Genomic DNA, 24,611 nt, shown 5'->3' on the forward strand with positions numbered 1-24,611 from the left:
GTTTACGAATTATAAAGTATTGTTGAGGATTTTTTCTGCAATAATTTCGCAAGCTGCATCTAACAAGCTGTAAACGTGAGCAAAACCACCCTCGCCACCAAAGTAAGGATCTGGAACGTCTTCCCCATTTTGCAGGATTAGCCTAATTTTAGCCTTTTGGTCATCTCCCGCTATTGCCAGCACATCTTTATAATTATGGCGATCCATGCAAAAAATCAGGTCAAAATCATCAAGATCTGAAACCTTGATTGGCCTGGATTTTTGCTGTGATATATCAACTCCATTTTGCAATCCAACCTTTATAGATCTTGCATCCGGGCCGCTACCCTCGTGATAATTGATAGTTCCGGCACTGTCTACAAAATAGTATTCTCCCAATTTGGACTTCAAAATACCTTCTGCTAGTGGGCTTCTGCAAATATTACCCAGGCAAACCATAAGAATTTTCATTAATTAATATATTAGATAAGTTGCAAAAATAAAGAAACAAAAAAAGCCAATCACATGGATTGGCTTCAAATCTTAATCTAAGATAATCTAGTCGATAATTTCGTATTCAATTGCAACGGTACCTTTTCTGGCATCAGCAATTGATTTAAATGCAGCTTTGGAAAGATCAAAGGCTCTAGCCGAATGGTATGGTCCTCTGTCGTTAACTCTGACAACTACACTTTTCCCGGAGATCAGATTGGTAATTTTCACCTCTGTTCCAAAAGGGAGATTTCTGTTAGCTGCTGTAAGGTCATTATTATTAAAAATCTCACCGCTCGCTGTTTTTCTACCATTAAACTTATCGTGGTAGAACGATGCAAAACTTGTTTTAGCATCTGTGGCATAACTCTTGAATGAGTAAATACCAAGTGTTGAAATCATCATTATGATTACGAGAAAAACTCTTTTCATCATTTTGAATTATTTTTTTTGGTTTTGACTCTGCAAATATACCCGGCAATGTATGTTGAAATACAGTTTTTGCGCGGCCGGATCATTTTGAACAATAATCAGTCTACTTCATAACTTGGGATCGACCTACAGAAAGGCGATGACAGAATTTGTTAAAAAATGTTAATTAAAATCGAAATTTCTTAAATTTTTTTGTCAAACCAGATTGTAATTTTAACCGTTCTAATTTGACAATCAACACATTATCATTTAAACAACAATTTAATAAATTATATATTATTTAATGATTAATTCATATTAGCTAATTATATTTAATTTAAACAGCCTAATCGTTAAAATACTTTAGTATTTCTTCATTTAAAAGACTATTCTTTAAAAATATTAAAATTTCAAGAGAATTAAACTGCTAATAATATTTTAACTATTTGATAATGTGATAATTAAAAATTTTAGCAACTTTTTTTAACAAATTAAGCATTTTGATACTGCAAAAAAGGAGTAGTTAACCTTGAAAAATTGGTTCAGAAAATCAATGTTTGAGAAAAGATTGGCCGTAGCTTTGGAATTTTGAAAACAAAAAGGTAATGATTAATGCCACAAAACAGCCTATACATACGCAAACAACACGCTCAATAGGAATCATCCAGTCATGTGCTTGATTCTCCTGAATCAGTACGATAACCAATGCAGCCAATGCCGTACGAAGTGTATTGTCCAGCCGCAACGCAATCCCAACAAGAATGGTAAGTGCAACACCACAGCATACCAACAAAATACTGGGAATAGGTATAAAGAACAGGATAAGACCGATAGATGCACCCAACAAATTTGACTTAATCCTATCATAAGCTAGTTTTTTATTATTATCTGGAGAAAAAACAATCACTACAGATATAATTGCCCAATAAACAGGGTACTGCGGCATGAAGGCATAAAACAGATAACAGATAGCAGCGCCGATGACGCACTTTACGAGATAAATCCATTCTGAAGTTGACACCCGCCATCTTAAAAATTTTGAAAACTGTTTGAAAAAATCCTCCATCCTTTTACTGTACAAATAAACGTCAAAATTATAAAACATTCAGTAATTAAAAGGTGTACACTATATTATTTATATCATAAAAATTCCTTTTTTATTTTCATAATTAGTAAATTGCAGATTCAAAAAAAATTCTAAAAAATGGAATATTCACAATTGGAACCACAGCAGATTTGGAAAAATTTTGCTGCACTTAATTCGGTTCCGAGACCATCAAAAAAAGAGGAAAAAGTTATAAAATTCATAAAAGAATTTGGAGAAAACCTAGGCTTGCCAACTTCGGTAGACAGTACCGGGAATGTGATTATCAAAAAATCGGCTACATCTGGTATGGAAAACAGACAACCTATTGTGCTCCAGTCCCACCTGGATATGGTTTGCCAAAAAAACAACGATGTCGATTTTGATTTTGAAACCCAGGGCATCCAGATGTATGTGGACGGCGATTGGGTAAGGGCAAAAGGAACCACGTTGGGCGCAGATAACGGTATTGGCGTTGCCACTATTATGTCTATCCTTGAGAGCAAAGATATTCAACACCCTGCTTTGGAGGCATTATTTACCATTGACGAAGAAACCGGAATGACCGGCGCGTTGAACTTAAAACCCGGACAACTAGAAGGCCAAATCCTACTAAATCTGGATACCGAGGAAGATGATGAGATTGACATTGGCTGCGCAGGCGGTGTAGATGTTACCGCTACTGCAAAATTTGATGTGGAAAATGTAAGCGGTGAAACTATAAAAATCGACATCAAAGGTTTGAGAGGAGGCCACTCAGGAATGGACATCCACAAAGGTTATGGAAACTCTAACAAATTACTGGGGCGTTTTCTGTTCTTGGGCTTAGAAAACCACATCCAATTGATTTCAATTGATGGAGGTAGCCTTAGAAACGCGATCCCAAGGGAAGCACACGGCATCTTTTCGGTTGACAATGCCGTAAATTTCCTTCAAAAAGCAGAACAGTTGAAAAATGAAATTCTAGAAGAGTTTGCTTCTTTGGAAAAAGATTTAGTTATCAATATAGAGAAAGCACCGGCTGAGGAAAAAGCTGTTTCTTTTGATAACTCTAGGAAAATTATTTTTGCTGTTAACGCCGCTCACAATGGTGTTTTTAGAATGAGTCCGGATGTAGAAGGTCTTGTAGAAGCCTCCAACAATGTTGCAAGGGTTGAGTTAACAGACGGGAACATCAAGATCCTGAACCTTACCCGTTCTTCTGTAGAATCTACAAAATGGGAAGTTGCCCGCCAGCTGAAATCTTCTTTTGAAGCCAATGATTTGACAACCGATTTTTCGGGTTCTTATCCCGGCTGGAAACCAAAGCCAGATGCAGAGATCAATCAGGTTATGACCAAACTTTACGAAAAAAACTTTGGAGAGAAACCATTGGTTGTAGCCTGCCACGCTGGCTTGGAATGTGGAATCATCGGCGCCAACTATCCCGAGATGGAAATGGTAAGTTTTGGGCCAACCATCAAAGGTGCACACTCACCGGTGGAACGGGCAAGTATCAGCTCGGTTCAGAAGTTTTGGACATTTACCCAGGATATATTGAAAAATATCCCTTTGAAATAAAACAAAAAATGCTCGCAGTTTGCGAGCATTTTTTTATCTGTCATTAATAAGATTAATGTCCGGAATGTCCATCTGCGCCGTGTGCGTGGCCGTGAGCCAATTCCTCCTCAGTTGCAGGTCTTGTGTTAAGAAGTTCCACATCAAAGTGTAAATTTCTTCCCGCCATTGGATGGTTAAGATCTACAATCACAGCTTCTGGAGTTACTTCCAAAACAATCGCCTGAAAATGATTACCTTGATTGTCAGACAAAGGCAAAGCCGCACCAACTGGTGGCAACTCCTGACCCTGGAACATATCCAACGGCAATTGCGTTACCGCATCCGGGTTTTTCTCGCCATAACCTTCTGCAGGTTCTATTGTGAATGATGTTTTATCACCAACATTTAGGTTTTGGATGCTTTCTTCAAACTTAGGGATCATCATTCCCACGCCGTATAAGAAAGTCATTGGGTTATCTTCAGACGTTTCTTCTACAAAAACTTTTTCGCCGGACTCGTCATTGGTATGCAGTACATATTTAAGCGTAACTACATCATTTTTTTCTAATGCCATTTTATTATTGATTAATTGATTCTGAAATTGTAATCCGGCAAAAATAAGCTTTTGAAAATAAACCGCAGAAAATGGAAAGAGAAAAATCAGGTCGTTTTTGATATTGACATTTATATTACTTTTTTACCTTTTTTAATCGACTTTTGTAGTCTTAGCAATAGGGTTATCAAGAAATAAAATATGATGCCTAGCACTAATGTAACAGGAATAAACCAATTTCCAAGAACTTCATAATTCTGTAAATCTGGATTTTTTACAAATCCGCCATACTGAAATATCTCACCTTTTTTGTAATAGAAACCAACATTAGCTGGAAAGAAAATTTTCCCAAATATTAGGATTATGAAAGAAAACAGTAATAGATATAGTATAGAAAACACCACATAAATAACGCCTTGAGAAAAATTTAAAATTAAGGCTTGTACAATATGAATCGGATTAAATGTTTTTGTTGCCTGATTGAGTTTCTTCTCCGCAATCAATGGCTTCAAAACCTCAGCTGGAATTCCAATTCTGTCCAGCGTATTAATAAGGTTTTTCAATTCATCATCTCCTTCACCTGTCTGAGACATACTTTCATAAATATGACTATTCAGTTCCATTAGAATATCATTTTGATCTTCCTTGTTCAGTTTTTTTATAGCCAATTGTATTTGCTTAATGTAAGCATCATACATTTTTTGAGATTCGCTATTTTTAAATTGTATTTTTCTGAATTCCATAGTCATATTAATTTATTCATTTTATTCTGTAAATCGATCCATCGGGCTTTCATTTCTTGCAGGGTTTGGGTACCTATTTCGGTTAAGAAGTAGTATTTTCTTGGAATTCCGGTTTGCTGCTCCACCCATTTTGATCCTAAAAGATTATCCGTTTTTAACCTATTCATCAATGGGTAAAGCGTACCTTCTGCAATCTCAAGATTGGTTAATGATTTTATTTTTTCGATAAGTTCATAACCATAGATCTCATTTTCATTAAGCACAAGAAGAACAATAAATGATAAAGTTCCCTTTTTAACCTGAGATTGCCATTTGTCAATAAATTCAATATTCATAATGCAAATATAAAATAAAATACATAGTATAACAAAGTATATAGTTTAAAAAATTAAACTCTTCTATATCTCACCAACGTATAGCCAATTGCAAAACTTAAACTTGACATTAGATTTTTTAATTATCAAATTTTTCTGGAACTTAGCAGAATGGCAAAACTTAAAACTTTATATTTCTGTCAAAACTGTGGTGCACAGTATTCCCAATGGCACGGGCAGTGCAAAAACTGTGGCGAATGGAACACACTGGTGGAAGAAGTAGTGGAAAAACCAACCCGCTCGGTAGTTGCAAAATCCAAATCACACATCATCAACATTATCGAAGTAGAAACCAACGAGGAACCACGGATTGCAACACCTTCCGAAGAGCTGAACCGTGTTTTGGGAGGCGGGATTGTCTTGGGTTCTGTGACACTGATTGGTGGCGAACCGGGCATTGGGAAATCTACACTTCTACTCCAATTGGCTCTGAAAATGAAGAGGAAAATCCTGTACGTCTCCGGGGAAGAGAGTGCTTCGCAAATCAAAATGAGAGCCGACCGGCTGGCCGATCTCAAAAACCCGGAATGTTTTCTTTTTACCGAAACATCCGTGGAAAAAATCCTTCACGAAGCCAAAAAGCTAATGCCGGATTTTATCATTATCGACTCTATCCAGACTTTACAATCCCAGCTGATAGAGAGTTCTCCGGGAACCGTTTCGCAAATCCGGGAATGTTCTAACGAGATTATTAAGTTTGCCAAAGAGAACAATATTCCTGTTTTTCTGGTAGGGCACATAACCAAAGACGGGCAAATTGCCGGCCCAAAAGTTTTGGAACATATGGTAGATGTGGTCCTCAATTTTGACGGTGACAGAAACCACCTTTTCCGCCTGTTGCGCGCCAACAAAAACCGCTTTGGTTCTACCGCAGAAATCGGGATTTACGAGATGATTTCGCAAGGTCTGAAAGAAATAAAAAACCCATCCGAAGTATTGATTACCAAAAAATCCGAGGAACTCTCCGGCAACGCCATTGCTGTAACGTTGGAAGGTAACCGCCCTATGCTGCTTGAGATTCAGGCATTGGTTTCCACCGCGGTTTACGGAACACCGCAGAGGAGTTCTACTGGATTCGATTCTAAGAGGCTGAATATGCTTTTGGCCGTTTTGGAAAAGAGAGCTGGTTTCCAATTGGGCGCAAAAGACGTTTTCCTTAATATTACAGGAGGTATTAAGACTGATGATCCTGCGTTGGACCTGGCTGTGATTGCATCCATCCTATCCAGCAACGAGGATATTGCCATCCCAGAGCATTACTGCTTTGCCGGAGAGATCGGCCTCAGCGGAGAAATCCGTCCCGTAGCACAGGCAGAACAAAGGATTACTGAAGCTGAAAAACTTGGTTACGAGAAGATTTTTGTATCTAACCTTAATAAACTTCCCAAAAGAAAATTCGGGATTAAGATTGAAGAAATCAGTAAGATTGAGGATTTTGTTGAACTTTTATTTTAATCGCATTAATTATTATAATGAAAAACTGGCAAAAAATACTATTCGCTATTATTGTGGTTGGAGGCTTATTATTCAATATTTACGAGGGATATCAATCCGATTTTAAAAATATGTCTTCTAATATCATTAGCTTTTCTTTGTTTTCTATATTAGCATTAAGCAAATTCACAAAACATCCTTTATAATTGAACTATCTCGCACATTCTGTTTTATCTTTCACCAACGGGCAACTTGTAGGCAACATGATTGCGGATTTTATTCGGAACAATGAGCGTGGCGACTTTCCTCAGGAAATCCAGGATGGCATCAAACTTCACCGCGCCATTGACACATTTACAGACAGCCATCCGGCTGTTTCCGAAGCCAAAAAAATATTCAGTCCTATGGTGAGATTGTATGCGGGTGCCTTTGTAGATGTGGCATTTGATTTTTATGTGGCTCACCTTTACACAAAGCAGGAACTTAAAAACCATTCCTTAAAAATCTACGAGACACTCTGGAATTACGAAAAATGGCTTCCAACCCATTACCGCCAAATGCTTGTGAAAATGCAAAAGGATGATTGGCTGACTAATTATAGACAGGATTGGGGTATCCAATTCAGCATGCAGAATGTTTTAAATAAGGCTAAATACCTAGAGAAAGACTTGCCGGTTTTTGATATTTTTCTCAAAAACAAACATAAGTTACAAGAACAATTTGATTCGTTTTTTCCCCACCTTGTAAACTATTGCGAGACTAATTTTAATTCTCCGACCTCATAAAGATTACTTTTAAACAAAGCCAAACAAAAGCTTTTGTTCTAAGATGGGTTACCGCATAATATTCCATCTTGGGATCACGGCAAAAAGCCCCAAGCCAATAAAAGCAAAAAGTGCCGTAATATCTGAATAAAGGTATGTACTTAAAAAATAATTGTGCAACGCAAAATGGATAAAAACAAATAGCGGGAAAAGGATTACACCTGCTTTTCTAAATAATATTAGTAAAATCCAGCTGACCAACACAAGCGCATCCACACCCAATGTATAATAGAAAAAATTTGACGGAATGGCTATATCTTTATGTTGCGAAAACTCGGCTAAATCTGTGTTAACACTCAATCCAAATATCAACAAAATTAATCCAAAAATCAAGTAATAATCTTTGTTATTTTTAAAACTTCTATCCACAGAATTCATTTTATAAAAATAAAAAAAAGAGCTTAATACTAAGCTCTTTTATATGAAAATTTTAAACAATCCAATTATATGCTAACAGCATTGATCAAACGGTTTTTATCACTGATATATTCTTCCATAGAAATCATACTTTCAGTCCTCATAACATCCTGTATATCATCTATTTGATAAATAATTCTTTTAGCATCCTCTGTATTCATAGCTCTCATCTTACAGAAGATATTGTATTTACCAGAAGTTACACTCGCTTCCACCACATTTGGGATCAAGGCCAGTTTCTTAAGAACTTCGTGAGTATGGTTTGATTTTGTAAGCAGAATACCGATAAACGCGGTGAAGTTGTAATCCAGCTTACCATAGTCGATATTAAGAGAAGATCCCAATATTATACCTGCATCCTCCATTTTCTTCACTCTTACGTGGATTGTCCCTGCAGAAACATCCATTTGCTTAGCAATTTCTGTAAAAGGCATTCTGGTATTTTCTACTAAGAAATCCAGAATTTTTTTGTCGATATCATCTAATTGATAGTTCATATTTAGGCTTTATTATTTATTTAATATATACTTATTTTTTTTGCAAATTTAAAAAAAATAACTTAAATAAAATAACTAATTAAAACATTAACATGTTTTAACAATATTGCCAATATCATATGATTATTATCATTTATTAGTTTCTTTTTTTAACGAATCTATTTTATTATCAGGAACGGCAACACTGTCAGATTTAGATTTATTCCTTTTTTTAAACAATCTTCTGAATGAATTAAAACTTCTGCTGTAAACAACGCCCACACCATAACTTTGATTGGCTCCGGCACCTGTGTAAGATCCTATACCAATATTGGATGGTTTTGAGTAAGCACGTAAAAGTCTGCTGCCATTATTGTTCCGGCTCCAGTCATACTCAATAATACCTTCTCCGGAGAGATAATTAGTATTGGTATTTTCGGTGCGGGAAATGGGAACCCCAAGGCCTGTTTTGATTTTAACCCTTGGCGACAATGCAAAACTGACGCTGGTGTTGGCTCTGTCCGACGTATTGGAGTTGGGATCACCACTGATATAATCCAAGTTTACCTGAAATGCGCTACTAATAGTATTCAGTACACTTCCCAGCTGCTTGAAGATCATATTATAACCTGTACTCTGCGCTGTTCTTGATAGATTAAAATCCAATCCACCGGAATTAACCACATTGAAGTTGTTTAGCACCAAAACAGATCCAAACTGAATAACGCGCTCATCTGGATTGTTCATTTTATCCGCCAGTGTTTCTCTAACTTGCGATGAAACATCCGGCGCTGAAACGCCAAATGCAATTTCGGGCTTAGTTAATGTCCCTGTGATTTTTGTCGTCAGCATCACATTAATAGGCTGCGTGAGGGACATCCCCAGATACTCACCGGCATTGGTAACAGTTCTTGTATAGTTGGCGGTGATATTAAGATCGGGCAACATGGGGCTACCCGTCCATTGTATGGTGCTGCCACGCGCAATCTGGAATGTTCTGTCCAAAATAGCCTTTGACACAAATGTCCCATTATCTACCATGTAACTACCATTCATGCTGATATTACCGCTTCGCTCCATACGGAATTTCATATGGTTAGCATCTCCTCTCACCGATATATTCCCCACTTCATCCCCCACCAAAACATTCACCAGAGAGCCTTTATCTATTGTAATATCAAAATCTATTAGCATATTGGCACCAGACCTTTTCTTTTTCTCCACAGAAACCACGCCTTCATCATCACGTTTTAAAAAACGCAGTATTTTAAACTCTTCCACATTAGCCGTAGAGGCGCTGTTAAAGGTGAAACTGCTGTTGTTTAGAACCTTAATCCCATCATTAGGAGTAGAGATTTCCAATCCCGAGACCGGTCCGCTGACATAGAGGTCACCCTGACCTGTGACGCGACCCCAGAAAAGGTCGTTATCATCCTGAGTGGAGTTAAGAACCAATAAATTATCTGCATGCATAATGAGGTTGACCGCCAACGAAGACAATGTCTCAAACTGTATGGAACCAGAAATATTACCTTTTGAATTCTCTCGGCCGTCTTTAATTCCGATGTTATTGAGTAACGCCAACCCTTTGGATAAATTAATGACCGTATCTTCAAAACTGTAATCTACGCCGGTAAATAGAAGTTTAAGCCCGAAACCTTTCATTGCAATATCACCGCTATAATCAATATCATTCAATGGGCCGGAAATCTTAAGATCACCTGTGGCTTTACCACGGAAATTACCAAATACCGTCTTGACAAACTGCTGCGCAAAAGCAATGTCAAATTCGTTCATTTTGGCATCAAGATTTAAAACCGGGGAGGATGGATTATTATCAATCGTCCCTTTTACATCCAGCGTATTTTGACCAAAGAGATCAGAAGAAAGGGCTTCTATATTAACATCGAATACATTAGGCTTCTCACTTTTTGTAATTTTGGTTTCGATATTCCCCATGGCTTTGCCATTCATCACAATATCGTTTACATCCAAATCTACTAGCGGCTCCAAGTTATTTCCCGACTTGCGAATCTGTATGCTACCATTAGCAATCCCCTTGATGCTCATCGCGTTTTCATCATCTTGATTACCCAAAGCCAACAGTTTGGCAATTTCGAGATTCTTGACCTCAGCATCGGCAAAAAAATCTTTTCCCGAGCGGAACTCAGCTTCCTTGATAAGCAGCTGGCTGTCATCGGAATAAATCCTGAGGTTTTCTATAATAAAATCCTTATTTTTCTTTCTGTAAGTAATAGAATGATTAAGCTCTGGGCTGGTATCGATACTCCAAGCAACATTATTAAATTTGACCGTTGTAGGTTCGAACCGGAAAACATAATCGCCTGATTTATTGGTCGTTTGATTAATATTTACCGCATAGTCCTTCATGTTCTTAGCCACCTCATCATCCGGTGTCCCCAGTTTAAAAACCGTTGATATATGCAAAATCTGCTCATTCTCATTGTATGCTGATAATTTGAGATCCTGCAATACATGTGTACCATATTGTGCCCTCTTGACTGTTGTTAAAAATTGCTGCGAACGGTCCGCCGTATTTACGCGCAGGCTAATGCTATCTACCATGGCACTATCTTTAACTTTCTCCAGATGAGGCTGATAAGTGGCATCTGTTTCCGCGAGAAACTTTTCGGCTTCGGTAAGTTCCTTTTTGCTGGTCAGTACATATTTGATGCGCGCCGCATCGGCATTCAATGTAAGGTCATTAGTAGCACCGGAATAGTTTCCCGATACTTTGGCACCATTCTCCAAATCCAGATCGGGAACAAAAAACGAAACCAAACCTTGTTTGACATCAAAATCAAAATCGAAGTTTTGGCCGTTATAAGTTTTCTTGGGTGGATTTCCCACCATGATTTTATTGATACTATTGGTCATCATTTTACCAATATCCTCCAAATTAAAACGCCCAGATACCTTACCTACAACGGCACCCGGCGCATCTACCGATACAACCCTGTTACCGTTATCAAAATAGGCCTTGATTTTGGAATCCGGGATTTGTAATTTTTGTGCAGGGGAATTGAGAACAAGATTCTTGATGCCTGCATCCAAATTAAGATCATTGAGGCTGGTCATGGCCAATTTACCACTTACAAATCCACTCACAGCATTTGTCTGTCCCGCAGAAATACCAAAATAATTGAGATTGAGATAGCTGATATTAGTTTCAAAATCGGCAAGCAATCTTTTGGTGCTGAAATCTACAAACCCCTTGAAACTTCCTTTAGCATTGACATCATTGGCATCAACAGTACCCGTAAATCGTTTTTTGTTCAGGATACCAGCAATCGAAACATTAGTAAGGCTTTTGCCCATTAGATCGATATGATTAACATCAGAAGTAGTTTTAACATACATCGTATTAACATCAAATCCTTCTCCCTGAACATTGAATTTCCCAGAAATCAATCCAACTTGTTTATTCTTGGTCAATGCCGTAACATTGAGATCTTTTACCTCAAAATATCCTCTGTACTTGGGGCGTTTTGTGCTGTAATCTACCAGGTTAAGATCCTTCATTTTGGCCTGGCCGATGCCGGTGATCAGGTTACCGGTCGCAAAAACCTGTTTGGGATTTACACGCACAGATCCATTATATTTGAGCCTGCCAAATTCATCTGCAAAATTTCCCATTTTGGAGGATATAAATTTGGGCAGCGAAGCCTTCAGACCTTTGTAGGTAAAATCTGCAGCCAGATTTTTGCTCTCAATAAAAAACTTCTTATCCAGCACGCTGGCAATAGTCATTTTCTTGGTATTGAGGTTGATTTCTTGAGACCGTACCAAAAAATTATCCAAGGTAAAATTATTGAGCGGTCCGGTCATTTGCCCAGAAATATTGATAGGCGTGTAATTATCCCAATCGGGCACAAAATAACTGACGTCATAACCGCTCACCTGGCTGCCAGGCACAATTTTCAGATCCCAGTTGACTTTGTTACCAAAATCCGCAAATTTTGTAACGGGATCCAAATTAAGTACAGCCTCACCCTGCAAAAGCGAATAATTGGTGTTAAATGTCAGATTACCGAATTTCAAATGCTTTTTCGTTAGTTCAAAATTGGTAGAAAACGTATCTACAATATGCTCTTTACCATAACGTTTGGTAATGAAATTAAAATTTCTGATGTCTGCAGAAACATTAGGCCCTTCTACTTTCAGCGATGTAACATTCAGGTTGACTTTTCTTGCATCCATCCATTGGCCTGCTTCACCGGGATGATTTTCGTTCACAATGCTGGCAATGCCATCCACAATATCAAGCTTCATCCCCATCTTAAAGGGTTTCTTCTTGGGATCACGCGGTTTGCCATCATCAAAATTATCCACATAACGGATAAAATTACTGATACTGTCGCCTTTATACGTAATTACCCGCACCACCGGATTAATAATTGTGGCCTGTTTAAACTTAATATCCCGTGTATTGAAGGCCAATGCAAACCAGTCCGAACCAACGCGGAGTTCTTTGGCTTTTACAAATTCGTAATTTTTATAATCCTTCAGTCTAAGCCCTTTGATGGTAACATCACCAAAAAAATTAACATCAATATCATCTATAGACATACCCATTTTGAGATCTTTGTTAAGAAAATCAATTGCCTGGCTGGCAATATAACGCTTGGTAACCGGTAGATTGATTGTAATCAAAACCAAAACAAGCAGCCCAACAATCCCAAAAAACAGATAACTCAAAAGCCTCAGGATAAGTGGACTTTTCTTCTTGACCATCGGCTGGCCAGTGGTTGATTCTTGGTTATTTGTACTTTTATTTTCTAACTTTGCCATCTATTATGAGCAGTTCAATTATTTTAGGTATAGAATCTTCTTGCGACGATACTTCCGCAGCCATCATACGGGACAACACGATCCTTTCTAACGTGGCTGCCACACAACAGATCCATAATGAATACGGTGGCGTTGTGCCGGAATTGGCCTCCAGAGCACATCAGCAAAACATTATTCCTGTTGTGGAAAAAGCATTCTCAAAGGCAAATATACAACAAAATGAGATTGGCGCCATTGGCTTTACACGAGGCCCGGGACTTTTGGGATCGCTCCTTGTAGGTACGTCTTTTGCCAAATCTATGGCCATGAGTTTGGATGTTCCGCTGATAGAAGTCAACCACCTACAGGCTCATATCTTGGCTCATTTTATTGAGGATGCCAACCCTACACCTCCCACATTTCCTTTTCTTTGTTTAACGGTTTCCGGAGGTCATACAATGATTGTTTTGGTGAAGGATTATTTTGATATGGAGATTATCGGGAAAACGATTGACGATGCTGCCGGCGAAGCATTTGACAAAATCGGAAAGATTTTTGACCTCGATTATCCTGCCGGACCAATTATTGACCGCTTGGCTAAAGAAGGCAACCCAGATGCGTTCAAATTCAGTAAACCTAGGATGGAAGCATATGATTATTCATTTAGTGGGATTAAAACTTCGGTCCTATATTTTATCCAAAAAGAAGTGAAAAAAAAACCGGATTTTATTCAAGAAAATCTTAAAGACCTGTGTGCATCGGTACAAAAATCAATCATAGAAATCCTGATGGACAAGTTGGAAAAAGCGGCAAAAGACTTAAACATTTCCGATGTGGCCATTGCCGGTGGCGTATCTGCCAACTCCGGTCTCAGAAAAGCGATGGAAAACAATCACAAAAAATTAGGCTGGAATATCTTCATCCCAAAATTTGAATACACCACAGATAATGCTGCCATGATTGCCATGGTAGCCAAACTGAAGTTTGAACGTGGTGAGTTTACCGACATCCGAACAACGGCAACGGCGAAGTATGATTTGTAGATATTAAGTTTGATATTTAATACAATTATAAGAGCCACGGAAATTCAGAAAACCTTATTTTTGTTCCTTAAAAATAAAAAGTTATGGCTTCGGGGTTCTTTGCAATCTTAGATGATATTGGTGCGCTGATGGACGATATTGCGGTCACAAGTAAAATCGCGACTAAAAAAACAGCAGGCATATTGGGTGATGATCTTGCCGTCAACGCAGAAAAAGCGACCGGATTTTTGTCTTCACGGGAAATCCCCGTTTTGTGGGCTATTACAAAAGGTTCTTTCATCAATAAACTAATCATTCTACCTATTATTTTCCTGCTCAATTTTTTCTTTCCCGCTGCCATCAAGGTTATTTTGGTAATTGGAGGTGTCTATCTGGCTTACGAGGGCGTAGAAAAAATTATAGAATACTTTTTTCACCGAAATAAGAAAGGTCAAGAAGTAGTGCAGGAAAGCGCTCTTCCCGATAACGACGAAAAGTCTGAAAAAGCAAAAATCAGTTCAGCCATCAAAACAGACTTTATCCTTTCCTTGGAAATTGTTATCATCGCCCTGGGTACCGTAATAGAAAACGAGCATCCGCTGATTGAGCAAATTATTGCTGTAAGTATTGTGGCATTTCTAGCAACTGTAGGTGTTTACGGCATTGTTGCACTGATTGTAAGGATGGACGATGCCGGTTTTTTCCTGATGAAAAAATCACGCAATAAAGGTTTTTTATCTGGCTTTGGTCAACTCTTGGTAAAAGCTTTACCTGTAGTGATCAAAATATTGGGCGTGGTGGGAACCATCGCTTTACTACTAGTCTCTGGCGGTATTTTTATACATAATATAGATTACATCCACCATATGATACCGGAGGCGATACCTTCCACCATTGCAGAATTTGGATTGGGTATTATTTTTGGCTTGGCAGCAGTTTTGGTGATGGCCATCGTAAAAAAAGTAGTAAACTTGGTTAAGCCGGTGAAAAAATAAATTCAATTCTAAAAAAATCCTTAAGCGTTCTTACCTTTGCGGAAGATCGGTTTTTATCTTTTAATTATGAAACTTTTCTTTGGACAGATTTTTCCTGAAATTATCATTGATACTGATGAGCAACAGCATATCACGAAAGTCCTTCGCATGCGTGAAGGCGAAGAAATATCCCTAACTGATGGCAAAGGAAATCTGGCGAAGGGAAACCTGATTTTTGAAGGAAAGAAAGTATCTTTAGAAGTCTTTGAAATTACTGAAAACAAACCTGATTTTTCACCTCAACTTCACATTGCCATTGCACCTACAAAAAACATAGATCGCATCGAGTTTTTTGTGGAGAAAGCTGTTGAAATGGGAATTGGCGTGATTACATTCATCCAAACAGACAACTCCGAGCGGAAAAATATTAATATTGATAAAATCAGGAAACAGGCCATCGGCGCATCCAAGCAAAGTCTGAGATTCCATTTTCCGGTAGTCAATGACCTTATTAAGTTTTCTGATTTTATACAAAATCTTGATGCGAAAAATACCTTTGTAGCACATTGCAACGAAAATCTGGAAAGAACGTCGCTTAATAACATTCAACATCATAAAAATTACACCTTCTTGGTTGGTCCCGAGGGTGACTTTTCTGATAAAGAAATCCACTTACTGGCAGAGAAAGGCATCAAAGCCGTTTCCCTTGGAAATCAACGTTTGAGAACTGAAACTGCTGGGATTTTCATAGCTGCTTGGAACTACGACAAAATGTTTTAACATCCAGAAATTATTTGATACATTTGATAGATAAATCTTCTTGAAATGAAAGACTTATTGATCAACCGATTTCTGTATTACAAAGAGTTAGGCGACAAATCATTTGCGCAGCTTACTGATGAACAGCTATTCTGGCAATACAATGAAGAAAGCAATTCTATTGCAATTATCGTAAAACACTTGGCTGGAAACATGCTTTCCCGCTGGACCAATTTCTTAACCGAAGATGGTGAAAAAGAATGGCGGAATAGAGATGTGGAATTTGTAAATACTTTCAAAACTAAATCTGAAGTTTTGGATTATTGGGAAAAAGGCTGGAATTGTCTTTTCACTGCTTTGGCCCAGATTACAGATGAAAATATCACTTCAACAATCTACATTAGAGGAGAAGCTCATACGATCTTTGATGCTGTTTTGCGTCAAATTTCCCACTATCCTTACCATATAGGACAAATTGTTTATATAGGAAAAATGATTAAAAATACAGATTGGAAAACGCTTTCCATTGCCCGGAATAAATCCGCAGATTTTAATCAGGAAATGCATTCTAAGTTTGAATCCAACCAAGAAAATGCGTCACCAGTTTGTTTTGCAAAGAGTAATGAAGTAAGGGACGATTATAAAAATTGAAATACATTTAATTTTCTCTCAGATACTTTTCCAAAATCTGATCTCCACTTGGGATCGAATTTTTTGCCCAGCGGATTTTCATTTGCAACAATTTTTCTTCTGATAATTTGTAATCTATATTAGATTTCAGAAGCTTTTGTTTCAGCTCATACATACAGATAGCAGCCGCTACAGAAACATTGAAGCTTTTTGTAAAACCATACATTGGGATAGCCAGCGTTTCATCGGCAAAATCCAGCAACTCATCCGTGGTTCCCTCCCACTCTGTCCCGAAAACCAAAGCCAATGGTTCTGTAATCACGTAATCAGGGAGCATTTTGGCGTTATTCTCTGCTGAAACGGCGACAATTTTATAACCTCTGTTTTTGATATTTTGCAGAGATTCTATATTCCTTGGCATCTTCTCTACCTCTACCCAAGTATCGGCACCTTTGGTAACTTTGAGATTGGGCTCAAAGAAATTTTCCTTTTCCATCGCTACCACTTTGTGAAACCCGCAAGCTTCTACCGAACGCACAATGGCCGCAGCATTGCGAAACTGGTAAATATCCTCCATCACCGGCAAAACAAAATCAGAACTCTCTTGTGAGTAATGTTCTATTTTGCGCAAGCGTTCTTCGGTTAAGAATTTCTGAAGGTATTCGTAAGTAGACTGTAAGTTCAAAGGGTTTTGATTTTTGAGATTGGCTGCAAATTTCGGGAATTTATTTGAAAATCTCCAAGGTTTAAAAATCTGTTAAAAATATGCAAACGCTTTACCAAAAGTTAATTGTAATGGAATAACTATCAACCATTTTAACCTACGTGGAAAGAGGCGCCAGCGCGTGAGGGCGAAGGGCTTTGTTGTAGCTCGTTTTGTTTTGGGCGGGTTGGGCGGTGGCAAAACAAAACAGCGACTGCCCGTAGACCGACCCATTTTCCTCTGGATTCAGCTTTAAGGAAAATGGGGCACGCCCAATAATAAAAAAAGCGGTAAAAAATTACCGCTCTATCTTTATTTCTTTTTTCTTGACTGTTCCTGCGCTCGCTGTTGCTCCTGCGCTTTCTCCATCATCTCCCGCATCCTTTTTTGGAAAGTTCCTTCCTTTTTAGGTTCTTTCTTTTTGTTGGCCTGAATCATGGCGTGGATCTTTTTCTCATCGAGGATAAAGTACTTGATGACCAAAATGATCACAATATTAATGGCATTGGAAACAAAATAATACCAAGACAGACCCGAAGCGGAACTGTTTAGGAAAAACAGGAATGTGATTGGGAAAATGTACATCAGCACCTTCATATTCGGCATTCCTTCCTGCTGTGGCTGCTGGATGTTGCCGGATGTCATAATGGTGTAAATCAAAATAACCACGGTACAAGCCAATGCAAAAACACTCAAGTGATTGCCCAACAATGGAATATTGGTACTCCAGTGAATGATGTCATCGTAAGCCGTTAAATCCGGGACAAACCAGAAACTCTTACCACGAAGATCCAACATATTTGGGAAGAAACGGAAGAGTGCATAGAAGAGCGGAATCTGCACAAGCGCCGGCAAACAACCGGCCATCTGGTTGACACCAGCCTTTCTGTAAACGGCCATTGTCTCCTGCTGCTTTTTCATTGGGTCCGCATCTTTGAATTTCGCATTTACCTCATCAATCTCAGGACGGATGACCTTCATCATGGCACTCAGCTTGTGCTGCTTGAACATCACCGGTGAAAGAATTAATTTGACAATAATCGTCATCAAAAAGATAACCCAACCGGCAGCAATACCCCAAGATGAAATCAAATTATACATCGGGATGAAAACATGGCGGTTCAGCGAGCCAATTACTGACCAGCCTAATGGCAGGATCTCATCAAAATTCTTATCATAAGATTTAAGAAGATCCAGATCCAATGGCATAAAATACCATGTGAAATCCTGATTAAGCTCGTTACCGGCCAATGCTACTTGCCCGTTGTAATTCATTTTTTTAAGATATTCACCTTCCGGGATAGCTTCCTGAAAACCTTTAGACTTGGTAAAACCATTTTTAGCTTCTATTACCGCAGCAAAAAACTGCTGTTTAACACCAATCCAGTTAAGCGTTTCATCGGGTTCGCTCATATCAGAGCGGGCATCGTAATCGTAATCCTTATAATTGTTGAAGGCATAAGCAAACTCGGTGTGGGTTTCTTCTTGAGATCGGCCTTTTTCTGCACCTCTCACATTATAATTCCATACAAAATTAGCTTTGCCATCATTAACAACCGTTGCCAGACCTTGTGTTTTTACCTGGAAATCCAACGTGTATTTTGGCTTCAAGGTGTAGATAAACTGGATAACCGCATTGCCTACTTTGGAACTCAATGTTACTGAATTACCAGCAACCTGAGGCGCAAAAACCAAATCTTTGGTATTGAAAATTTTACCTGATTTATCTTTGAACTCAAATCCATAATTGGTATTGTTGTTACTGAAAAGATAAAGCGGCTTACCACCAAATGCCTGAAACTTGTTAAGTTTAACAGAACTCAATTGTCCGCCAACGCTTGAAAATTCAAGGCTTAATTCGTTATTCTGAAGATTAACTTTTTGTACAGAATTGGGCGTTACTGTAGCGGTATTAAGATTGGCAGCTGCAGGTTTTGCGTGGGTTGTCTGCTCTGTTTTTTTGGCTTCGGTAGCCAGTTTTTCCTGCTCGGCTTTAGCATTTCGGTTTTGGAAATAAAACATAAAACCGATAAGAACAATAGACAAAAAAGCAAAACTAATCAGCTGGTTTTTATCTAATCCGTTATTCTGTTGCATAAATATTTAAGTTTGAATTTTGAGGTTTGAAGTTGACTGTTAGTATCAAATTTCAAACATCAAATTTTTATTTTGGTCTGCAAAAATAGGATTTATTTTTCAGACTTTGTTATTAAGACGCATGGCGTGGGGAAATACTTTTTTGCCTTACCACTTAAAATGAATGATGCAAAAAGTATAATGGAGAACCTGCCAACAGACTGTGCATTATACTTTCTACAACTTAGACATTTACTTATTATTGACCGCAGCGCTTACAAACGCTTTGAAAAGCGGATGCGGTGTGGCAACGGTACTCTTATATTCGGGGTGATATTGGACTCCAATATAGAAAGGGTGATCTTTCAGTTCAAGAGTTTCCACCAATCCTGTTTCAGGGTTAAAGCCTGTTGGCACCAATCCGTTTTCCTCGAATTCTTTCTTATAATCACTATTGAACTCGTATCTGTGGCGGTGACGCTCGGATATAGTTTTTGCGCCGTAGATTTCGGCTAGTTTAGAACCAGGTTTCAGTGTACATTTCCACGCGCCAAGACGCATGGTTCCACCTTTTTCTACCACATTCTTCTGCTCTTCCATTAGAGAAATCACAGGATCCGGCGTAGAAGTATCAAACTCTACACTATTGGCTTTTGTTAAGCCCAAAACATCGCGGGCAAACTCAATGGTCATGATCTGCATACCGAGACAAATGCCCAAAAGCGGGATTTTATTTTCTCTGGCATATTTCGCGGCCTGAATTTTACCTTCGATGCCTCGGTCTCCAAAACCCGGGGCAATAAGGATCCCATCTACATCTTTCAGTAATTTCTCAGTTCCTTTTTCTTCGATGTCACCGCTGTAAACCCAACGCAGCTTAACATCAGTTTCCTGATCGGCACCAGCATGGATAAAGGCTTCTGCAATCGATTTATAAGAATCCTGAAGCGAAACATATTTCCCAACCAACGCAATTTCTACGCTTTTCTTTGGGTTTTTATATTTTTTAAGGAAAGATTTCCAGTCCTTAAGATTAGAATCTTTCCCGATTGGCAAATTCAGTTCTTTGAGGACCACTTCGTCAAACTTCTGTCTTTGAAGGTCTAATGGCACTTCGTAGATCGTTGGCATATCGATACATTCGATCACGTTATCCAGACCTACGTTGCAAAACTGCGCTAGTTTTGATTTGAGTGCTTTGGGTATATGATGCTCGGTCCTGCAAACCAAAACATCTGCCTGAATCCCGCTTTCCATCAATTGGCGGACAGAATGCTGAGAAGGTTTAGTTTTGAGTTCTCCGCTTGATGATAAATAAGGTAACAATGTCAAATGAATAACCATAGAATTGTTTTTGCCCAGCTCCCATTGCAATTGGCGAACACTTTCTATGTAAGGAAGGGACTCGATATCGCCCACCGTTCCGCCAATTTCGGTAATGATAATATCATAATCTTTTTTGGACAGCATTTTGATGCGGCGTTTGATCTCATTGGTAATATGAGGAATCACTTGCACGGTTTTCCCAAGAAAATCACCTTTACGCTCCTTTTCTATGACCGTTTGGTAAATTTTTCCGGTGGTAACATTGTTGTTTTGTGAAGTTGGAGAATCCAAGAATCTCTCATAATGCCCAAGGTCCAGATCTGTTTCTGCGCCATCTTCGGTCACATAACATTCGCCGTGTTCGTAAGGGTTAAGCGTTCCGGGATCAATATTGATATAAGGGTCAAGTTTTTGGATGGTAACTTTGAAACCGCGCGATTTCAGAAGAAGTCCCAGAGAGGCAGAGACAATCCCTTTACCCAGTGAAGAAGTAACACCTCCTGTGACGAAGATGTATTTCGTTTCTTTTTTACTCATTAGATTAGGTTTGTGCAAAGTTAAAGTATCTGGGCTTAACCTGCAATTTTAGCTTAAATATTAAGCAAAATTTAAATTCAGTTATCCAAAAAAGTTCTAACTTCATGTTCGCTAAAACAGCGTCACACCATTATTATAATTAACTAATATTCAAATATTTATGAAAAATATATTTGATCATTCAGATACCATTTACTTTATCAAGAGAATCAACACCCTTACAGAAGACTCTTTCCCAAAATGGGGAACCATGTCCGTCGATAAGATGCTGGCTCACTGCAACGTGACCTACGAACTCATCTACGAACAGCACAAACATAAAAAACCAACTTTTATCAGCAAATGGCTGCTGAAACGTTTTGTAAAACCCAAGGTAACAAACGAAATCCCTTACCGTCAAAACCTACCCACATCTGCCATGTTTGTGATTACCAATGAAAAATTTTTTGATGAAGAAAGAAAACGCCTGATTGGCTTTATACAAAAAACACAGCAATTGGGCGAAGCTGCTTTTGACGGCAAAGAAAGCCATACCTTCGGAAAACTGTCGGCCAAAGAATGGAACAACATGATGGTGAAACACCTGGAGCATCACCTTAACCAGTTTGGGGTGTAATAAAAATCAAATATTAATACAACATTGTATACTTATGAAAAACAAACTATCCGCCTTACTCATTCTGCTTGGCCTTACAGCCGTTGCCCAAACCTATAAAAAGCCCTTGGTAACTGCCATTACAGAATCTGACCTCAAAAAAGATATGTACCAACTGGCCGCCGACAACTTTTGGGGCCGCGAAGCAGGAACACTCAATGAGCTGAAAGTATCTATGTGGTTGGCCAACAAAGCCAAAGAAGCAGGCATGCAACCTGCCGGTGATGATGGTACATTTTTTCAGTTTTTTGACATGTACAGGCATCAGGTTATCCCACAAAGTTCTGTAAGTATTGGGAACAAAAACCTGGCTTTGTGGAAAGATTACCTTGTGGCAGAGCCTGTCAATGCTAAGATTGATGCAGAGGTGATCTACGCCCGCGACCTACAGCCGGAACAGCTTCCTTCTATTCATATAAATGGGAAAGTTTTAGCTATCAATGCTTCAGATAAAAATATAGCAAAAGACATGACGCTGTTTGAAAGGCGATACCCAGGATTTATCAATAGAAAATATTACAAAGCCGCTAAGGATCTTGGTGCCAAAGCCATCATTTTTGTCACCGATGATATTGCTGAAAAAAGTTGGGAAGAAGTGCTGCCTCAGATGACCAGAGGTATTTATGGGATAGAAGGCACCCGCGATAAAGTACCTAATAATATCCCTGTTTTGTGGATCAAAAGAGAAAATAAAAATTGGCTGGACAACAATCCGAAAATTAACATCAACCTGATAACCGAAACATATAAATATCCATCCGTCAACATCATAGGAAAGATAGAGGGCACAGACCCGAAGCTAAAAAATGAATATGTACTCATTAGTGGTCATCAGGATCATGATGGGATTCGGCAGCCTGTAAAAAACGATACCATCTACAATGGTGCAGATGATAACGCCAGCACATGTGTTGCCATGTTGGCCATTGCAAGGGCTTACAAAAAACAACCGTCCAAACGCAGCATCCTCTTTGTTTTCCATGGTGCAGAAGAGCGGGGACTGTTGGGTTCCAAATGGCATGCAACACACCCCGAAGTTCCTAAAGAAAGCATTGTTGCAGTACTCAACGGTGACATGATTGGCAGAAATGACAACAACGAAGCTGCTTTACTAGGTCAGAATTCACCACACAAAAACTCCGATGACCTTGTAAAAATGGCGGAAGAAGCCAATAATGAAAGCACCAAGTTCACCTATCTTAAAGATTGGGATTCGCCAAACCATGCAGAATATTTCTATTTCCGAAGTGATCACCTGCCTTATGTTAAAGAAGGTATTCCGGCGGTATTCTTCACCAGTGTTTTACATTCTCAGTACCATACGCCACAAGATGAGAGCGAAAATATCAACTTTAAAAAACTCTATAAGATGACCGAATGGATCTACAGAACATCCTGGAAAGTCGCCAACGAAAAAGAAAGACCAACAGTATTAAAAGATTTTAAACTGGAACGGTAAATAAAAACAAACCCGCAATGACTAATCAATTTGCGGGTTTTTTATGGTTAAAACAATATCAGTTAATACTCAAATTTCCTGACAGCTTCCAGTGTTTTATCGATTTCCTGATCGCCAATGGCGGCAGAGATAAACCAGGTTTCATAACCGCTTGGTGGCAGATAGATCCCCTGATCCAGCAATTGGTGGAAAAAATTATTGAAAAGGCTGATGTTAGAATTTTTAACCTCGGTAAAATTGCTCACCGAAGTGACATTAAAAAACACAGACATCATACTACCCTTACGGTTGATCCTGTGTTGGATGCCTTTTTCGCTCAGTATTTTGCTCATTTCAAAATCCAGCGTCTCAGCTGCTTTATTGATTTTATTATAAAAATCAGGATCCTGCCTGATAAGTTGGAGTGTTTTAAGTCCTGCGCGCATCGCCAGTGGATTACCACTTAAGGTCCCGGCTTGGTAAACATCACCACGTGGTGAGAGGTAATTCATAATTTCATTGCGACCGGCAAAAGCACCTACCGGCAATCCACCACCAATTACTTTACCAAAAGTCACCAAATCGGCCTTGATGCCTAATGCTTCCTGAGCACCGCCAAATGCCAGCCGGAAACCAGTCATCACCTCGTCTAGAATCAGCAAGGCACCATGCTCATCACAGATTTTTCTTAAATTCTGAAGGAATTGGTTTTCTGGCAGGATGCATCCCATGTTGCCCGCGATAGGCTCTACAATAATGGCAGCGATCTGCTCTGGATTGGCTTTGAAAAGATCCTCTACTTGTTCAACATTATTGTACTCGGCCAGTAGAGTATCTTTGGCAGTCCCTTGGGTCACGCCCGGTGAATTAGGGTTTCCAAATGTGGCCGCCCCACTGCCTGCCTGAATCAGAAATGAATCAGAATGACCGTGATAACAACCTTCAAACTTGATAATCTTATCACGCCCTGTGTAGCCTCTCGCCAAACGGATGGCGCTCATACAGGCTTCGGTGCCGGAAGACACCATGCGGATCTGGTCGATATTCGGGACATTCTCTACAATCAGTTTGGCAATTTCGGTTTCCAATTCGGTTGGTGTACCGAAGGAAAATCCTTTTTCGGCCTGTAGTTTCAGGGCTTCCAAAACTTCAGGATGTGTATGCCCCAATATGGCAGGTCCCCATGAGTTGATATAATCGATATACGTTCTGTCATCTTCATCGGTAAGGTAAGCCCCTTTGGCCGATTTCATAAAAACAGGCACGCCACCGACAGATTTAAAAGCACGCACCGGGGAATTAACACCACCTGGGATATATTGATACGCTTCTTCAAAAAGCGCTGAACTTCTTTGATATAACATTGTTAATTGG

22 protein-coding genes are annotated in these 24,611 nt (G+C 39.0%); 9 read left to right on the top strand and 13 right to left on the bottom strand.

Features of this window, described 5'->3' with window-relative positions:
• Positions 1 to 9: 9 nt before the first annotated feature.
• The 3 genes from AC00Y6_RS00970 to AC00Y6_RS00980 all read right to left on the bottom strand — a co-directional run bounded on the left by AC00Y6_RS00970 (position 10) and on the right by AC00Y6_RS00980 (position 1,948).
• Positions 10 to 450, bottom strand: coding sequence for a low molecular weight protein-tyrosine-phosphatase (locus tag AC00Y6_RS00970; protein WP_474488747.1), 441 nt, complete (start codon positions 448 to 450; stop codon positions 10 to 12).
• An 87-nt stretch (positions 451 to 537) separates the two neighbouring features.
• On the bottom strand, positions 538 to 906 hold the full coding sequence (locus tag AC00Y6_RS00975; RefSeq protein WP_474488748.1) for a septal ring lytic transglycosylase RlpA family protein: 369 nt from the start codon (positions 904 to 906) through the stop codon (positions 538 to 540).
• A 526-nt stretch (positions 907 to 1,432) separates the two neighbouring features.
• Entirely contained in the window at positions 1,433 to 1,948 is a 516-nt protein-coding gene (locus AC00Y6_RS00980; protein ID WP_474488749.1) for an FUSC family protein, read from the bottom strand.
• A gap of 138 nt (positions 1,949 to 2,086) precedes the next feature.
• Here AC00Y6_RS00980 and AC00Y6_RS00985 point away from each other — a divergent pair, with 138 nt between their 5' ends.
• A complete protein-coding gene (locus tag AC00Y6_RS00985; protein ID WP_474488750.1) occupies positions 2,087 to 3,526 on the top strand; it encodes an aminoacyl-histidine dipeptidase in 1,440 nt (479 codons plus the stop codon).
• 52 nt (positions 3,527 to 3,578) lie between these two features.
• On the opposite strand, the gene AC00Y6_RS00990 is transcribed toward AC00Y6_RS00985, so the two are convergent.
• The 3 genes from AC00Y6_RS00990 to AC00Y6_RS01000 form a co-directional block, all read right to left on the bottom strand.
• Positions 3,579 to 4,079, bottom strand: coding sequence for an FKBP-type peptidyl-prolyl cis-trans isomerase (locus AC00Y6_RS00990; RefSeq protein WP_474488751.1), 501 nt, complete (start codon positions 4,077 to 4,079; stop codon positions 3,579 to 3,581).
• 110 nt (positions 4,080 to 4,189) lie between these two features.
• Positions 4,190 to 4,801 (bottom strand): HAAS signaling domain-containing protein, encoded by a 612-nt coding sequence (locus AC00Y6_RS00995; protein ID WP_474488752.1) that lies wholly within the window; start codon positions 4,799 to 4,801, stop codon positions 4,190 to 4,192.
• A 2-nt stretch (positions 4,802 to 4,803) separates the two neighbouring features.
• A complete protein-coding gene (locus AC00Y6_RS01000; RefSeq protein ID WP_474488753.1) occupies positions 4,804 to 5,136 on the bottom strand; it encodes a PadR family transcriptional regulator in 333 nt (110 codons plus the stop codon).
• A 150-nt stretch (positions 5,137 to 5,286) separates the two neighbouring features.
• Between AC00Y6_RS01000 and radA the strand changes: the two genes are divergently transcribed.
• Together radA and AC00Y6_RS01010 are read left to right on the top strand one after the other, a co-directional pair.
• Entirely contained in the window at positions 5,287 to 6,630 is a 1,344-nt protein-coding gene (radA, locus tag AC00Y6_RS01005) for a DNA repair protein RadA (protein WP_474488754.1), read from the top strand.
• 185 nt (positions 6,631 to 6,815) lie between these two features.
• The gene (locus AC00Y6_RS01010; RefSeq protein WP_474488755.1) at positions 6,816 to 7,394 is read left to right on the top strand and encodes an acyl carrier protein phosphodiesterase; all 579 of its coding nucleotides are present in this window, start codon (positions 6,816 to 6,818) and stop codon (positions 7,392 to 7,394) included.
• Positions 7,395 to 7,442: 48 nt separating this feature from the next.
• Here AC00Y6_RS01010 and AC00Y6_RS01015 read toward each other — a convergent pair whose 3' ends face one another.
• The 3 genes from AC00Y6_RS01015 to AC00Y6_RS01025 form a co-directional block, all read right to left on the bottom strand.
• Complete coding sequence (locus AC00Y6_RS01015) at positions 7,443 to 7,811, bottom strand: hypothetical protein (RefSeq protein ID WP_474488756.1); 369 nt, start codon at positions 7,809 to 7,811, stop codon at positions 7,443 to 7,445.
• Positions 7,812 to 7,876: 65 nt separating this feature from the next.
• Positions 7,877 to 8,347: an AsnC family transcriptional regulator gene (locus AC00Y6_RS01020; RefSeq protein WP_474488757.1), complete on the bottom strand. Its 471-nt coding sequence runs from the start codon at positions 8,345 to 8,347 to the stop codon at positions 7,877 to 7,879.
• Between the two features lie 129 nt (positions 8,348 to 8,476).
• The gene (locus AC00Y6_RS01025) at positions 8,477 to 13,138 is read right to left on the bottom strand and encodes a translocation/assembly module TamB domain-containing protein (RefSeq protein WP_474488758.1); all 4,662 of its coding nucleotides are present in this window, start codon (positions 13,136 to 13,138) and stop codon (positions 8,477 to 8,479) included.
• Positions 13,139 to 13,143: 5 nt separating this feature from the next.
• Here AC00Y6_RS01025 and tsaD point away from each other — a divergent pair, with 5 nt between their 5' ends.
• The 4 genes from tsaD to AC00Y6_RS01045 all read left to right on the top strand — a co-directional run bounded on the left by tsaD (position 13,144) and on the right by AC00Y6_RS01045 (position 16,523).
• Positions 13,144 to 14,160 carry a tRNA (adenosine(37)-N6)-threonylcarbamoyltransferase complex transferase subunit TsaD gene (gene tsaD, locus AC00Y6_RS01030; protein ID WP_474488759.1) on the top strand — a complete coding sequence of 339 codons (1,017 nt, stop codon included), beginning with the start codon at positions 13,144 to 13,146 and terminating at the stop codon, positions 14,158 to 14,160.
• 83 nt (positions 14,161 to 14,243) lie between these two features.
• Complete coding sequence (locus tag AC00Y6_RS01035) at positions 14,244 to 15,134, top strand: DUF808 family protein (protein ID WP_474488760.1); 891 nt, start codon at positions 14,244 to 14,246, stop codon at positions 15,132 to 15,134.
• Between the two features lie 66 nt (positions 15,135 to 15,200).
• Positions 15,201 to 15,893, top strand: coding sequence for an RsmE family RNA methyltransferase (locus AC00Y6_RS01040; RefSeq protein WP_474488761.1), 693 nt, complete (start codon positions 15,201 to 15,203; stop codon positions 15,891 to 15,893).
• A gap of 45 nt (positions 15,894 to 15,938) precedes the next feature.
• A complete protein-coding gene (locus AC00Y6_RS01045; protein WP_474488762.1) occupies positions 15,939 to 16,523 on the top strand; it encodes a DUF1572 family protein in 585 nt (194 codons plus the stop codon).
• Between the two features lie 7 nt (positions 16,524 to 16,530).
• On the opposite strand, the gene AC00Y6_RS01050 is transcribed toward AC00Y6_RS01045, so the two are convergent.
• From AC00Y6_RS01050 to AC00Y6_RS01060, 3 genes are all read right to left on the bottom strand, one after another.
• A complete protein-coding gene (locus tag AC00Y6_RS01050; RefSeq protein ID WP_474488763.1) occupies positions 16,531 to 17,187 on the bottom strand; it encodes a TrmH family RNA methyltransferase in 657 nt (218 codons plus the stop codon).
• 330 nt (positions 17,188 to 17,517) lie between these two features.
• On the bottom strand, positions 17,518 to 19,302 hold the full coding sequence (yidC, locus tag AC00Y6_RS01055) for a membrane protein insertase YidC (protein WP_474488764.1): 1,785 nt from the start codon (positions 19,300 to 19,302) through the stop codon (positions 17,518 to 17,520).
• A gap of 231 nt (positions 19,303 to 19,533) precedes the next feature.
• Entirely contained in the window at positions 19,534 to 21,144 is a 1,611-nt protein-coding gene (locus tag AC00Y6_RS01060) for a CTP synthase (RefSeq protein WP_474488765.1), read from the bottom strand.
• A gap of 160 nt (positions 21,145 to 21,304) precedes the next feature.
• On the opposite strand from AC00Y6_RS01060, the gene AC00Y6_RS01065 reads away from it, so the two are divergent.
• The gene (locus tag AC00Y6_RS01065) at positions 21,305 to 21,760 is read left to right on the top strand and encodes a DUF1569 domain-containing protein (RefSeq protein ID WP_474488766.1); all 456 of its coding nucleotides are present in this window, start codon (positions 21,305 to 21,307) and stop codon (positions 21,758 to 21,760) included.
• Between the two features lie 34 nt (positions 21,761 to 21,794).
• Positions 21,795 to 23,258: a M28 family peptidase gene (locus AC00Y6_RS01070; RefSeq protein WP_474488767.1), complete on the top strand. Its 1,464-nt coding sequence runs from the start codon at positions 21,795 to 21,797 to the stop codon at positions 23,256 to 23,258.
• 62 nt (positions 23,259 to 23,320) lie between these two features.
• On the opposite strand, the gene hemL is transcribed toward AC00Y6_RS01070, so the two are convergent.
• Positions 23,321 to 24,601, bottom strand: coding sequence for a glutamate-1-semialdehyde 2,1-aminomutase (hemL, locus tag AC00Y6_RS01075; RefSeq protein WP_474488768.1), 1,281 nt, complete (start codon positions 24,599 to 24,601; stop codon positions 23,321 to 23,323).
• Positions 24,602 to 24,611 lie beyond the last annotated feature (10 nt).

It is taken from the genome of Epilithonimonas sp., assembly GCF_056329745.1.